Annotated in this window: 13 protein-coding genes and 1 tRNA gene; 11 read left to right on the forward strand and 3 right to left on the reverse strand. The window is 56.5% G+C overall.

Going from position 1 to position 12,955, the window contains the following annotated elements; genetic code table 11:
- The 7 genes from VK738_13070 to VK738_13100 all read left to right on the forward strand — a co-directional run.
- Positions 1–508, forward strand: a 508-nt coding sequence (locus tag VK738_13070) for an intein-containing recombinase RecA (protein ID HTD23583.1), incomplete at its 5' end; no start/stop codon positions are given.
- A 255-nt stretch (positions 509–763) separates the two neighbouring features.
- Positions 764–1,261: a pantetheine-phosphate adenylyltransferase gene (coaD, locus tag VK738_13075; GenBank protein ID HTD23584.1), complete on the forward strand. Its 498-nt coding sequence runs from the start codon at positions 764–766 to the stop codon at positions 1,259–1,261.
- Positions 1,262–1,293: 32 nt separating this feature from the next.
- Positions 1,294–2,493, forward strand: a complete 1,200-nt coding sequence (locus tag VK738_13080) for a pyridoxal phosphate-dependent aminotransferase (protein ID HTD23585.1) — start codon at positions 1,294–1,296, stop codon at positions 2,491–2,493.
- A 143-nt stretch (positions 2,494–2,636) separates the two neighbouring features.
- The gene (locus VK738_13085) at positions 2,637–3,611 is read left to right on the forward strand and encodes a type I phosphomannose isomerase catalytic subunit (protein HTD23586.1); all 975 of its coding nucleotides are present in this window, start codon (positions 2,637–2,639) and stop codon (positions 3,609–3,611) included.
- Between the two features lie 104 nt (positions 3,612–3,715).
- Complete coding sequence (locus VK738_13090) at positions 3,716–4,813, forward strand: mannose-1-phosphate guanylyltransferase (protein ID HTD23587.1); 1,098 nt, start codon at positions 3,716–3,718, stop codon at positions 4,811–4,813.
- A 56-nt stretch (positions 4,814–4,869) separates the two neighbouring features.
- Positions 4,870–6,288 carry a phosphoglucomutase/phosphomannomutase family protein gene (locus tag VK738_13095; GenBank protein ID HTD23588.1) on the forward strand — a complete coding sequence of 473 codons (1,419 nt, stop codon included), beginning with the start codon at positions 4,870–4,872 and terminating at the stop codon, positions 6,286–6,288.
- Between the two features lie 39 nt (positions 6,289–6,327).
- Complete coding sequence (locus VK738_13100) at positions 6,328–7,482, forward strand: M48 family metallopeptidase (protein HTD23589.1); 1,155 nt, start codon at positions 6,328–6,330, stop codon at positions 7,480–7,482.
- 275 nt (positions 7,483–7,757) lie between these two features.
- Here the strand turns inward: VK738_13100 and kdsB are convergent, their stop codons facing one another.
- Both kdsB and VK738_13110 read right to left on the reverse strand, forming a co-directional pair.
- The gene (kdsB, locus tag VK738_13105) at positions 7,758–8,486 is read right to left on the reverse strand and encodes a 3-deoxy-manno-octulosonate cytidylyltransferase (GenBank protein HTD23590.1); all 729 of its coding nucleotides are present in this window, start codon (positions 8,484–8,486) and stop codon (positions 7,758–7,760) included.
- A gap of 187 nt (positions 8,487–8,673) precedes the next feature.
- Positions 8,674–9,327 (reverse strand): hypothetical protein, encoded by a 654-nt coding sequence (locus VK738_13110; protein HTD23591.1) that lies wholly within the window; start codon positions 9,325–9,327, stop codon positions 8,674–8,676.
- Positions 9,328–9,594: 267 nt separating this feature from the next.
- Here VK738_13110 and VK738_13115 point away from each other — a divergent pair, with 267 nt between their 5' ends.
- The 4 genes from VK738_13115 (at position 9,595) to VK738_13130 (ending at position 12,744) form a co-directional block, all read left to right on the forward strand.
- Positions 9,595–10,065 (forward strand): MarR family transcriptional regulator, encoded by a 471-nt coding sequence (locus VK738_13115; protein ID HTD23592.1) that lies wholly within the window; start codon positions 9,595–9,597, stop codon positions 10,063–10,065.
- Positions 10,066–10,144: 79 nt separating this feature from the next.
- Positions 10,145–10,708 carry a YceI family protein gene (locus VK738_13120; protein HTD23593.1) on the forward strand — a complete coding sequence of 188 codons (564 nt, stop codon included), beginning with the start codon at positions 10,145–10,147 and terminating at the stop codon, positions 10,706–10,708.
- A gap of 62 nt (positions 10,709–10,770) precedes the next feature.
- Positions 10,771–11,676, forward strand: a complete 906-nt coding sequence (locus tag VK738_13125) for a pirin family protein (GenBank protein ID HTD23594.1) — start codon at positions 10,771–10,773, stop codon at positions 11,674–11,676.
- A 150-nt stretch (positions 11,677–11,826) separates the two neighbouring features.
- On the forward strand, positions 11,827–12,744 hold the full coding sequence (locus VK738_13130; protein ID HTD23595.1) for a substrate-binding domain-containing protein: 918 nt from the start codon (positions 11,827–11,829) through the stop codon (positions 12,742–12,744).
- A 49-nt stretch (positions 12,745–12,793) separates the two neighbouring features.
- On the opposite strand, the gene VK738_13135 is transcribed toward VK738_13130, so the two are convergent.
- A tRNA-Met gene (locus VK738_13135) sits at positions 12,794–12,870 on the reverse strand.
- Between the last annotated feature and the right edge of the window lie 85 nt (positions 12,871–12,955).

Raw genomic sequence — 12,955 nt, forward strand, 5'->3', positions numbered from 1 at the left:
GATGTTCGGCAATCCCGAGACCACCACCGGCGGCCGGGCCCTCAAATTCTATTCTTCGGTGCGCGTGGATATCCGCCGCATCCAGGCCCTGAAAGAAGGCGATGTCGTGGTCGGCTCTCGCACCAGGATTAAAGTTGTGAAGAACAAGACCGCTGCCCCCTTCCGCGAGGCCGAGTTCGACATTATGTACGGTGAGGGCATCTCCAAGCTGGGCGATATGCTCGACCTGGGCGTCCTCCACAACATCGTGGAAAAATCCGGCGCTTGGTACAGCTACAACGGTGAACGCATCGGCCAAGGCCGCGAAAATTCCAAGGTTTACCTCAAGGAAAATAAGGATGCTGCCGCCAAGCTCGAAGTCGAAGTGCGCAAAGCTGTGGGTCTGAAAGATCATTCAGGCACGCGCACCAACGGTTCCGAGGCTGCCGCCCAGGCTCCTGCTCACGGAAAGGACGCTGCTGCCCACTCGAAATCCGAGCCGCCGATAAAGATGGCGGCAAGAAAGTGACTTTTACCGCGGAGCAGGCGGATATTTGCAGATTTCTTCCACGAAAAGCTGGCTCCTCCTGGGCTTTGGGGCTCGATCGCTAGCGAGCCCCGTTGCCTTCTCTGTGCCGCCGGCGCATAGCTTGTGTGGCACAGCCTGCCCCGGTGAGCCGTGGGCCGTCCCCGGCTGTATCTTGAAATTACCTTAATTCGTTGGACTCAACTGACAGGTGGGAATTAAAATCTATCTGGTTCTGTGCGTGCCTGAGGCCGAGTTTTGAGCAAAGTCATCGCCATTTATCCCGGCTCGTTTGATCCGCTGACCAACGGACACATTGACTTAATCGAACGCGGCAGCAAAATTTTTGACCGTCTGATCGTTGCCATTCTGCGTAATTCAGAAAAGCAACCGCTGTTCAGCATCACCGAGCGCCGCGAGATGCTGCAGGCCATGGTTCGCAGCAAGCGCTGGAAGAACGTCGAGGTTGATACCTTCGACGGTCTGCTGGTGGATTACGCCACGAAGAAAAAAGCGCAAGCCGTGTTGCGCGGCATTCGCGCCATCAGCGACTACGAATTTGAGCTGCAGATGGCGTTGATGAACCGCAAGCTGCAGCCCAGGCTTGAAACGGTTTTCATGATGCCGGCGCTTTCGTATTCATATCTCAGTTCACGGCTGGTACGCGAGATCGCGCAACTGGGAGGCTCGGTAACCGGGCTTGTTCCCGAACAGGTAGAAAAGCAGCTTCAGGAAAAATTGAACGGCAGAACTTAAATAACAAAAAAGTAAAAGAAGACAAACATCTTATGACCACGACCCCAGCACTGAAGACCAAACTTCTCTCCGACAGAATCAACCGCATTGAGGTCTCGGCCACCATGGCGGTGGTCGCCGAGGCCGCCAAACTGCGCGAGCAGGGCGCCGACCTGGTGGATTACGGCGCCGGTGAGCCGCATTTCTCGACGCCCCAGCATATAAAAGACGCCGCCATCGCCGCTATTAACACCAACTTTACGCGTTACACCGCGGTGGGGGGCATTACCGAGCTGCGCGAGGCCATCGTCAAGCGCCACGGCGCCGACTTCGGATCGAATTACAATCGCGACGAGTGCATCGCCTCTACCGGAGGCAAGCTGGCGCTCTTCAACGCCATCCAGGTGTTGGTGGACCACGGCGATGAGGTGATTCTGCCCATCCCATATTGGGTCTCGTTTAAAGACATCATCCAATACGCCGGCGGCGTTCCGGTCTACGTCGAAACCGAAGAGAGCAACGGATTCAAGCTCACGCCTAAGATGATCGAGCAGGCCATCACGCCACACACCAAGGCGATGATCCTGAACTCGCCGTCGAACCCCTCGGGTGCTGTGGTCAAGCCCGAGGACATGCGCGCCATCATGCGGTTGTGCCACGAGCGTGGCATCTACGTTATCGCCGATGAGTGTTATTCCTACCTGGATTTCTCCGGAGCGTACATCTCCGTGGGCGCGTATCACGAGACCAAGGAACATGCCGTCATTATCGGTTCGCTCTCCAAGACCTATGCCATGACTGGATGGCGCCTCGGCTATGCCCTCGCGCCGGCGCCGATTACCAAAGCCATGCAAAAGCTGCAATCACAATCCACTTCTAACAGCACCTCAGTGGTGCAAAAAGCCGGCGTAGCTGCGTTGAACGGACCGCAGGAGTGCGTCGCCGAGATGCGTGCCGACTACATCTGTCTGCGCGACCGCGTTCTGGAAGGACTGGCTGAAATTCCCGGCATTCGTTGTGTTAAGCCCGGTGGCGCTTTTTACGTGTACCCGAATATATCTACCTTCTTCGGACGCAAGGGCGTCAACTCTCCGGCCGATGTTGCTCAAAAATTGCTGCACGAAGCGCATGTAGTTACCGTACCCAGCGAAGCCTTCGGGACCCAGGAGCACATTCGCATCTCGTATGCGACCTCGCGCCAAGAGCTGGATAAAGGCCTGGAGCGGATGAAGAAGTTCTTCGCTGCGCTGTAAGAGGAGCGCTGGGTGTCTTCGTATCCGGGATCGTAGAGACGTAGCTTGCTACGTCTCTAACCTGATCTACTGCGGACCCGTCCTCTGAGTACTTTGAAATACAATATTCTTCTATCGTCATGTCTCATTGGTATCCATTATTAATGGCTCCACAATTTGTCGAGCGCATCTGGGGAAAGCGCGATCTGGCGCCTCTCTACCAGTATCGGCGTACCCCCGAGCAAACACCCATCGGCGAGGTTTGGCTTACCGGCGACGAGTGCCGTGTCACCAACGGCCCGTTTGCTGGGGAAAGTCTGGCCACGCTGGCTGGCAGGTTCGGATGTGATTTCGTTGGCGAGGCAGCTCCTCGCAGCAGCCGTTTTCCGCTGCTTGTAAAATTTCTTTTCCCTTGCGAAAAACTTTCGGTCCAGGTGCATCCCGATGATGAGGGCGCCCGCCGCCACGGCGAGCCCAACGGTAAGACCGAGTGCTGGTACGTGTACTCTGCCCAGCCCGGCGCGCAGATTGCTCTGGGACTCAAAGAGGGAGCCACACTGGCACAACTGGAGCGCGCCATCGCCGAAACTCGCGCCGAGGAGCTGCTCAACTGGATTGATCTCGCTGCCGGCGACCTGATCTACGTGGACGCCGGCACCGTGCACACCATCGGTCCAGGATCGGTGCTGGTGGAAGTCCAGCAGAATTCCGATCTGACCTATCGTCTTTACGACTACGGACGGCCGCGCAAGTTGCACCTGAGCGAAGCTTTTGATGTGATTAAAGAGAAGACTTTTGCCGGCAAAATACCGCCCAGCGGAAGCAATGGGAATCTGAATCTGATTACCTCCTCCTGCTTTGTTGTAAACAAACGCACTTTGCCGGAAACCAAAGAACACCTGATCACCCGGCACATGCCGCCTTACTCTGTACAGATCGTAGTGGCGCTGGAGGGCAGCGGTTTGGTTTTGGCGAAAGACAAAGATCCAGTCCCATTTTCGCGCGGTGAGGTTGTCGTGGTTCCGGCAAGCATTAACAATTTCAGAGTTCGTCCGCAGCAGAACCTGGAATACTTGCATATCTGTTTGCCGCAGGAAGAGGTCAAGGTGCCGCAATCTGTGCCCAGCGACCAGAAGTAATGAACTTTAGATTGTCATTCTGAGCGCAGCGAAGAATCTGGCGAGAATGCTTGCGTTATAGTGGCAGGTGGCGAACACCAGGCTACTTGCTCGAACTGGAAACAATGGAAAACTTTTATCCCGTCATCCTGGCCGGAGGCCGTGGTACCCGCTTCTGGCCTTTGAGCCGCAAGCGCCGTGCCAAGCAGGTGCTTGCACTCGATGGCAAGCGCACCATGGTGCAGCATACGGTTTCACGCTTAAAGCTGCTGGCGGGAGAAAAATCTCTTTGGGTCATTACCAATGGCGATCTGCGCGAAGTGATTGCCGCTCAGCTGCCACGCGTCAGGCCGCAACAAATTATTGCCGAGCCCATCGGGCGCAACACTGCTCCCGCGATCGGGCTGGCAGCTTTCATCCTTGCGCGTCTCAACCCCGCGGCTGTCATCGGCATGTTTCCTTCCGACCATGTCATCGCCGATGAAAATAAGTTTGTAAAAATTATCAGCCAGGCAATCCAGGTCGCTGCGCAGGGCGAGAACATGGTGGTGCTCGGAATCCGTCCCACCCATGCCGAAACCGGTTACGGATACATCGAGGCCGGCGAAAAGGCGCCCAAAGGCTTGCTTCGCGTGAAGCGTTTTACGGAAAAGCCCAACGCTGAGCGCGCCCAGGAGTTCCTCGACGCGGGCAATTATTTCTGGAACAGCGGCATGTTCGTGTGGAGCGCCCAAACATTGACGCGGGCGTTGCGCGAGCACCTTTCTGAGACCACTCCTTATCTGGAGGAGATCGCCGCTGCCTTCGGCACTCCCGGCTTTGCCAGGACGTTTACCCGGCTGTATCCCAAGTGCGAGAACATCAGCGTGGATTACGCCCTGCTCGAACCCCGCTCGGCCAAGGGTGAGCACGCATCGAACTTATATTGCATTCCCTCTGCCTTTGGATGGAATGATCTGGGGTCATGGGCCGCCCTGTACGATTACCACGCTGCAAAAGATCATGCTGGCGGTAACGTCATCAACGGCGCCGCCAGCTTTGCCCTGGATGCGGAAGGCAACTTCGTTCACGCTCCCAAAAAATTTGTTGCGGTGGTTGGAGTAAGAAATCTGGTGGTGGTTGAAACCGATGACGCCCTGCTCATCACCACGCGCGAAAACTGCCAGGACGTGGGTAAGATTGTGAAGCACCTGGACGAAAAGAAGCTGGAGAAACTATTGTAGAGACGTGGCATGCTAGGTCTCGACGCGAGCGAGCTGCCGTTCTGCGAACAAATAACATGCCCCAAGAACAAATTAAATTCGGCACCGATGGCTGGCGCGCCGTCATTGCCGACGATTTTACCTTTGAAAATGTGCGCTTGGCCTCTGCCGCCATTGCCTCATACATCCTCAAGAACGAGGATCCGGCCAAGGGCCTCGTCGTCGCCTATGATACCCGCTTCCAGTCCGGACGTTTTGCCCAGCTCGTTGCCGAAACGGTCGCTGCGGCGGGAATTCCCGTGCGCCTGGCGCATGAGTCCACCCCCACGCCTGCACTCTCTTATGCTGTCAAAAACCTGGGCGCCGCAGGCGGAGTCGTGGTGACCTCGAGCCACAATCCCTGGAATTGGAACGGCATTAAATTCAAAGCCAAGTACGGAGGCTCCGCCACGCCCGCGATTATCGCCAAGATCGAAGGCGAATTTCGCGCCGGCGCTGCGCCCAAGGCTGCCAGCGCGGCCAAAATCACCGAGACCGATTTCAAGCAACCCTACATCGAGGCCATCACGAAATTTGCCGATCTCGACCTCATCGCCAAAGCCCGCTTCAAATTCGCTATTGACGCCATGTATGGCGCCGGGCGTGGCATGTTGGCTGGCATATTCCGCGAGCGCGGCATCGAATTTGTGGAAATTCGCGGCGAGATCAATCCCCTGTTTCCTGGAATCAATCCTGAGCCGATCGAGCCGCATGTGAAGATGTTGCAGGAGACCGTGGTCCGCGAAAAGTGTCACGCCGGTTTTGTTACCGATGGCGACGCCGACCGCATCGGCGCCGTCGCCGAAGATGGCAGCTTCGTGGATTCGCACAAGGTCTATTCCGTGCTGTTGCGTTGGTTGCTGGAGCGCAAGAAGTGGCCGGGAGAAGTCGTGCGCGCCTTTAACACCACGCGTATGCTCGACCGCATCGCCGCCCGTTACGGACGCAGGCTGCACGAGTGCGGCATCGGCTTCAAGTACATCTGCGATCTCATGCTGGAGCGCGAGATCCTCATCGGCGGAGAAGAATCCGGAGGCATCGGCATCCCCCGCCATCTTCCCGAGCGCGATGGTATCCTAAACTCGCTTTTGCTGGCGGCGGTGATGGCCGAGGAAAACAAAACTCTCGCGCAACTGGTGGCAGATTTGCAGCGCGAATACGGTCCTCACTATTACGGGCGTCTCGACCTGCACATCCCCGATGACATGAAGACCCGGGCGATCGGCCGTGCTTCGAACGGCCCGCAGCAGTTAGGCCACTTTAAGATTTTGCGCAAGGATACAATAGATGGTGTGAAGTTTTACCTTGACGCTCCCACCAACGGCAACGGCGCTGAGGCCTGGGTATTATTACGCGCCTCCGGTACCGAGCCTCTGCTGCGCATTTACTCCGAGGCGGCCGCGCCGGAGTTGGTAAAGCAGATTCTCCACGACGCAGAAAACTTTGTCCGCAATTAGAGTCGCATTAAAATCGGTTGAGCGCCAGCGAGGTTTCTAATGCCCGACGCTCTCCAATCCGGTATTCTTCCTCACGACTCGCCTGAAGCGAAGCGTTATAACCGCATCCGCCGCTGGCTGGGCATAGGTGACAGTGTCCTGGGCATTGCTCTCCTGGTAGTTTTGCTGGCTACAGGATGGACCGGCGAGCTGCGCGACATCGCATTAAAGGCTTCGTACCATAATAGTTATCCGCTCGCCGTATTCTTTTACGTCTTCGAGCTGGCCCTGTTGGCAAAATTGCTGAGCTTGCCGCTCGATTACTACGGCTTTCGCCTCGAGCACCGCTTTAATCTCTCCAATCAAAAGCTGCGTGGCTGGATCGCCGATGAAGTCAAAGCGTTTTTTGTGAGCCTGGTTCTATTTTCCATCTTGATTGAACTGCTTTATCTAACCATCCGCTTTGCGCCTGAGATTTGGTGGCTGGTGGCCTGGATTATCTTTATTGTGCTCTCCGTATTTTTTGCCCAGATTGCGCCCGTGGTCCTGTTTCCGCTTTTCTATAAATTTAATCCGCTGGAAAACGATGAGTTGCGCGACCGTCTGGTGCGCTTGAGTGAGCGCGCCGGCACGCGGGTGCGCGGGGTTTACGAATGGAAGCTTTCCGAAAAAAGCAAAAAGGCCAACGCCGCGCTCACCGGCCTGGGTGCAACCCGGCGCATCATCCTGGCCGATACGCTGCTGGAAAATTACACACCTGATGAAATTGAAGCCGTGCTGGCCCACGAATTAGGGCATCACGTGCACAAGCATATTTTCAAATCGATCATTGTGCAGGTGGCCGTGACCTTCCTTGGGTTTTATGCCGTGGATACCGTCATGCGCTACGCCATCGAGCGGAGGCACATGTTCGAGCAGATGTCCGACTTCGCCAGCCTGCCGCTTCTCGCCCTGGTCTTCGCGCTGCTTTCTCTGCTGCTCATGCCGCTGTTGAATGCCTACTCCCGCCACAACGAGCGCGAAGCCGACCTGTACTGCTGGAAATCAATTCCTTCCATCGCGCCCTTTGTTTCCTCGATGAACAAGCTTTGCGAGCAAAACCTCGGCGAGCGCCAGCCCTCGCGCTTTGTGGAGTGGCTGTTTCACTCGCATCCGGCAGTCGCGAGAAGAATCGCTGCGGCCGAACAGTTCGCGCAGAAATCCGGTGTCAAGTAGCGGTGAGAGGGGTACTTGCTAGGTAGTCTATGTCAGCGTTAAGTTACTGAAAATAAAAGACAAATAAGAGATATTTCCACCACTAGCTGAGCAAGTGTAGTGCTCAATAGACGATTTTGCCAGAAGAGGCAATGCGCAGCGCACCCGTCATGGTTGTGTAATCCCGCCAGACAAATGAATTTTCAAAGACCTAAAAAGGCGCCAGCCCGGCGTGCTCTGGGCACACCTCAAGGACAATGATGAAAGATATTTCCTAAGAGATCAAGGATTTGATATCAGGATGATACCGTTTTCAGGAACCTCTCGGCGCGGTGCAGGTCCTCTTCCGTATCTACCCCAATCGTGTCATACGGCGTTTCGGCGACGTGGATCTCGATGCCGTTATCCAGAAAGCGCAACTGCTCCAGGCGTTCGTTGCGTTCCAGCTCGGATTCCGGCAATTTGCAGAAGCGGTCGAGCGCCGCTTTGCGATAGGCGTAGAAGCCAAGATGTTTGAAGTATCGGACTTGGCCGGCCTGGTCACGGTCGCAGGGAATGGTGGCGCGGGAAAAATACAGGGCGCGGCCCTTGAGATCGGTAACCACCTTCACCGCGCTGGGATTGTTGATGTCTTCGGGTGAGCAGGGCGTCTTGATAGTCCCGACTTCAACCGCGGGGTCGTGCATCAGTTCGATGAGGGCAAAAATGTGCTCAATCCGTGCGAGGGGTTCATCGCCTTGTACATTAATGTAGACGTCGGCGTCAACGCTCTGCGCGACTTCATGCACGCGGTCGGTGCCGCTGCGGTGCTCGGCTGAGGTCAGGCGCACACTCCAGCTATTTTTTTTGCATAACTCTACGATCTCATTGGAATCGGTGGCGACGATCACATCCGCCAGTTGCGGAGACCTGCGCGCGGCTTCATAAACGTGGGCCAGCATGGGGCGTCCGGCAATTTCGCGCAGGACTTTTCTTGGCAAACGTGTGGAGGCAAGGCGCGCGGGAATGATGGCAATGGTTTTCAATTTAGAAGTTAGAAGTATAAAGGATTTTGGGAGCAGTCCTCAGTCGGCAGTCCGCTTTTATCTAAGGGTTCCGCAGCCAAACCCGGGCTGCTACACCCTCGCGCTACGCTCGCGCAATGCGGCGCTCGCTTCGCGCTCACCCCGATGCGCGCCGAGAGGGTTTTTCCGCAGCCTGTTAGAGCGGCTTTTAGGGAGTTGAAGAGTTACCTGTTGCTGCTGCGGCGACCGGTTGTGCCGCTGCCGGTTGTGCCGGCACCGGCTGCTGATGGCTGCGCAGAATGCCTTCGATCGTGTTGGCATAGCCTGCGATCAGTGGGGCCTGGTCAAGACCATTGATGATGCGGCGCGCATTCAGGTAATCGCAGTTACTGTCGTGGATATAGGTGTGCAGGCTCTTGCCGGTGAAGCTTCCGTTGCGCATGCCAAAGGACATGATCTTGTACGAGGTCTGCGGTTCCAGCGCGTGTTCCGGGTGAAACAGCAAGTCATTGTTCATGCCCAAGGCATTGCTCATCTTGGTATAGTTCAGCTTCCAGGTTAACTGCACGTAGCCTCTGCCATAGTGGGTATTGGTAAAGGTAGTGCCGTCAGGAGCGGTGACGGTGACGGGTACGCCGTAGGCATGCCCTTTTCCTTTCCCAAACTCCTCCAGAGGGACCCACTTATTCGCGCATTCGCGTCGGACCGTGGCCAACATATAAGCCGCCCAGCGGACGTCGGCAACGTCAGGATCTTCTGCTAGAAATCCGAGAAGGGCATTGAGTCCGGCTGCGGCCGGCGCAGCCAGGCTGAACTGAGGGGTGCAATCCTGGACGATACCGTCAATATCGAAGTTAAACATGGTGGGTGGGCTCGCAATCTGTTGCTTTGGGAAGCAAACTTAACACATTGTGAATCTATTGCGCCAATCGTTGCAGGTATTTATTAACGGTTGTGATTGGCGCCAGCATGCAGAGTCGGGTACGTGAGAAAAATGAAACCGCAGAGGACGCGGAGGAACGCAGAGGCTGGGTAGCACTTGAGCTTTGACGAACTGGGACGATACTGGGAGACATTAATAAAAATGTCGTCTTGACAATAGTTGTTATAACGACTAATATTTGATTGTATGAAGGGAGCAGCCCAGACCGAGAGCAAACGGCGGCGCACCGGTTCGGTTGAGGAGGCGGTATTTCTCGAGCTGTTCCGCACCACAGACATGTTGTCACGCGGCGTGATCCATGTGCTCAAGGCGGAAGATCTTTCTGCGACGCAGTATAACGTGCTGCGAATCCTGCGCGGTGCACCAGAAGGACTGACCTGCGGCGAAATCGGCAGCCGCATGATTACGCGGGACCCGGACATCACCCGCCTGCTCGACCGCCTGGAGAAGCGCGGCCTGGTTGCACGCTGCCGGGAAACAAAGGACCGGCGCATGGTGCTGACCCGGATCTCGCCCGACGGACTCAAGCTCCTGGCCCGGCTCGATGAACCGGTGCAGGAAGCGCACCGCAAGCAATTAGGGCACCTGGGCCGGCAGCGCCTGCGGCAGCTCATGGAGCTGCTGCAGGAGGCGCGCCGCCAGCTCGAGGCAGCCTGATTTTTTTGGGCAAATTATTTGTTGCAACGAATATCGTGTTAACGAATCAAATAGGAGAAGAAAGGAAAGGACAAACACTATGAGCACACTGGCTACACCACAAATCGCTACCACAACCACAACCTGGAACATTGACCCCGTGCACTCGACTGCTGAGTTCAAGGTCAAGCACATGATGATCTCGAACGTGAAGGGGCAGTTCACCGGCGTCAAGGGCACACTCACCCTGGACGAAAGCAAGGTCATCAACTCGCGTGTCGAGGCCTCGATCGACGCTGCCTCCATCAACACGCATGAAGCCCAGCGCGATGCGCATCTTAAGAGCGCCGACTTTTTCGACGTGGAGAAGTTCCCCACGCTTTCTTTCAAGTCCACCCGCATCACCCGCGCCAGCGATGGCGACCTGGCAGTGGCGGGAGATCTGACGATCCACGGCGTCACACGCAGTGTGGTGTTCACCGTGGAAGGACCGACGGCTCCGGGCAAAGATCCGTGGGGCAATACGCGTGTGGGGTTAACGGCGACCACGAAGATTAATCGCAAGGACTTCGGCCTGACCTGGAACGCCGCGCTTGAGACCGGTGGGATTCTCGTCGGCGACGACGTGACCATCACGCTGGAGGTCCAGTTCGTGAAGGCGTGAATCATCCGCCGCTGATACGCATCAAAACAACGCGGCCCGGCGGCGCAGAAAGGGGAAAAATTATGTCGCTCCGTCCAGTTAAAGAAATTATTCAAACCAAGCAGACCATCGAGGGCGCGGGTGTGAAACTACAGCGCGCCTTCGGCTTCGGCAAAACCAAGGATTTCGATCCCTTCCTGCTGCTCGACGATTTCCGCAACGACAAGCCGGAAGATTACCAGGCGGGATTTCCCTGGCATCCGCACCGGGGGATCGAGACCATCACCTACGTCCTGGCAGGCTCGGTGGAGCACGGCGACAGCCTGGGCAACAGAGGCAAAATGACTGCCGGCGACGTGCAGTGGATGACCGCAGGCAGCGGTATTCTGCACCAGGAGATGCCAAGGGGTGACACGCAGGGCCGTATGCACGGCTTCCAACTGTGGGCCAACCTGCCAGCATCGCTGAAGATGACCGATCCGCGGTATCAGGACATCCCGTCGAGTGCGATTCCCGAGATCACTGACGATGATGGCACCAGCGTGCGCGTCATCTGCGGCGAGTTCTGGGGCAAGAAGGGACCGGTCGAGGGCGTGGCCGCCGATCCGAACTACCTGGATGTGTCGGTCCCGCCCGGCCAGAGGAAGCGGCTCAAGGTGGAAACCACGCGGAATGCTTTCGCGTATGTTTTCGCCGGATCGGGCACGTTCCGCGAGGCCTCAGCTCCGCGTGCGGTTTTAACGGAGCCGGCCACCGACCCCAACGCCCCGGCCAAGTACGACGTCAGCAATCACTCGCTGGTGCTGTTTGGCCGCGGCGACGAGATCACGGTTCAGGCCGGCGACGAGGGTATCCGCTTCCTGCTGGTGTCAGGCAAGCCGATCGAGGAGCCGGTTGCCTGGTACGGCCCGATTGTGATGAACACGCAGGAAGAATTGCGTCAGGCAATCGGTGAATTGCACACCGGCGGCTTCATCAAACATCGCTGAACCGCGCCAAAACAAAGAGCCCTGCGCTACCATCGGAGCGCAGGGCTTTGTTTTTTATCCTCAGAGAGTCTGCAAAAACAGAGTTGGAGTTTCTTCCAAAAGCTGGCTATTCTTATCCTCGCGCTGGTGGTGTAATGCGAGGGGAGTGATGTGAAGAAACTTAAGTTCCTGGTTTCGTTGCGAAAGCGAGAAAGCAGCTATCAGAGGCAGAATGCTGCCGCCGTACAGGAGGCAGCCAATCGCCTTGGGGTGGAAGTCGAAGTCGTTTTTGCCGTAAACGACGCAATCGACCAGGGCGACAAGTTGCTGAAAGTCATCCATTCTTCGCACGATTTAAGGCCTGACGGAATACTGTGCGCTCCCGTCGGGACCACCATGCTGCAAGTGGCACGCTCTGCCGCGGCAGCCGGTATGGGTTGGGCGATCCTGAGCCGTGAAGCCGCCTATATTGAAGACTTTCGTCGCAGCTATAAGACCCCGATGTTTTCCGTTCGCATTGACCACAAGGAGGTTGGGCGAATCCAAGCAAGGCAAATGGGAGCTTTCCTTCCACAGGGTGGCTTGGCTCTGTGTCTGCTTGGTCCTAGCGGTCATCCCAATACGGAAGAGCGCTTGAGTTCCATGCTGAGCGTTAAACCCGCCAATATTCAGGTGAAAACCTTGACGACGGATTGGACCCAGGAGGGCGCATCCAAGGCCGTGACACGCTGGTTGCGGCTGGGGACCCGGCACGACGCACCGGTAAATCTGGTGGCTGCACAAAATGACGAAATGGCAATCGGTGCGCGGCAGGCCCTTCGACAGGACGTGCCTAAGCGTGAACTGGAGTCGTGGATGAATCTGCCTTATCTCGGCTCCCTGTGTTGTCCTGATACTGGCCCGGAGTGGATTCGCCAAGGTTTGCTGACTGCTTCCATTATTAATCCATCAACCGCCGATGTTGCCCTTGAGATGATGGTGCGGGCAATTCAAACCCATACCCAGCCGCCGGAGCGTACGGTGCTTTCTCCAGCGTCTTACCCGGAAATAGAAAAGCTGGCCGCAAGACCTGCGCCACGCTCCAGTTAAGTTCGCAGTTTCAGGCAGACTAGAGGCTTGAAAGTTATTGGAGAAATTCTGGTGGCGGCGGTAGGACTCGAACCTACGACCTACGGATTATGAGACCGTCGCTCTAACCACCTGAGCTACACCGCCACGGCAAACTGCTTAAGAAGGGTTACGGGCTTCGCCCGCTTAGTGCGGGAATTTATTTATTTTACCATTCGGCTTCCTGCGCTCC

Source organism: Terriglobales bacterium, from assembly GCA_035487355.1.
Lineage (GTDB): Bacteria > Acidobacteriota > Terriglobia > Terriglobales > Acidobacteriaceae > QIAW01.

Bases quoted from the DNA above. Each gene is read 5' to 3' on its own strand.
- VK738_13080 (HTD23585.1), top strand. From the start codon at position 1,294: ATGACCACGACCCCAGCACTGAAGACCAAACTTCTCTCCGACAGAATC.
- VK738_13085 (HTD23586.1), top strand. From the start codon at position 2,637: ATGGCTCCACAATTTGTCGAGCGCATCTGGGGAAAGCGCGATCTGGCG.
- VK738_13090 (HTD23587.1), top strand. From the start codon at position 3,716: ATGGAAAACTTTTATCCCGTCATCCTGGCCGGAGGCCGTGGTACCCGC.
- VK738_13095 (HTD23588.1), top strand. From the start codon at position 4,870: ATGCCCCAAGAACAAATTAAATTCGGCACCGATGGCTGGCGCGCCGTC.
- VK738_13100 (HTD23589.1), top strand. From the start codon at position 6,328: ATGCCCGACGCTCTCCAATCCGGTATTCTTCCTCACGACTCGCCTGAA.
- VK738_13110 (HTD23591.1), bottom strand. From the start codon at position 9,327: ATGTTTAACTTCGATATTGACGGTATCGTCCAGGATTGCACCCCTCAG.
- VK738_13115 (HTD23592.1), top strand. From the start codon at position 9,595: ATGAAGGGAGCAGCCCAGACCGAGAGCAAACGGCGGCGCACCGGTTCG.
- VK738_13120 (HTD23593.1), top strand. From the start codon at position 10,145: ATGAGCACACTGGCTACACCACAAATCGCTACCACAACCACAACCTGG.
- VK738_13125 (HTD23594.1), top strand. From the start codon at position 10,771: ATGTCGCTCCGTCCAGTTAAAGAAATTATTCAAACCAAGCAGACCATC.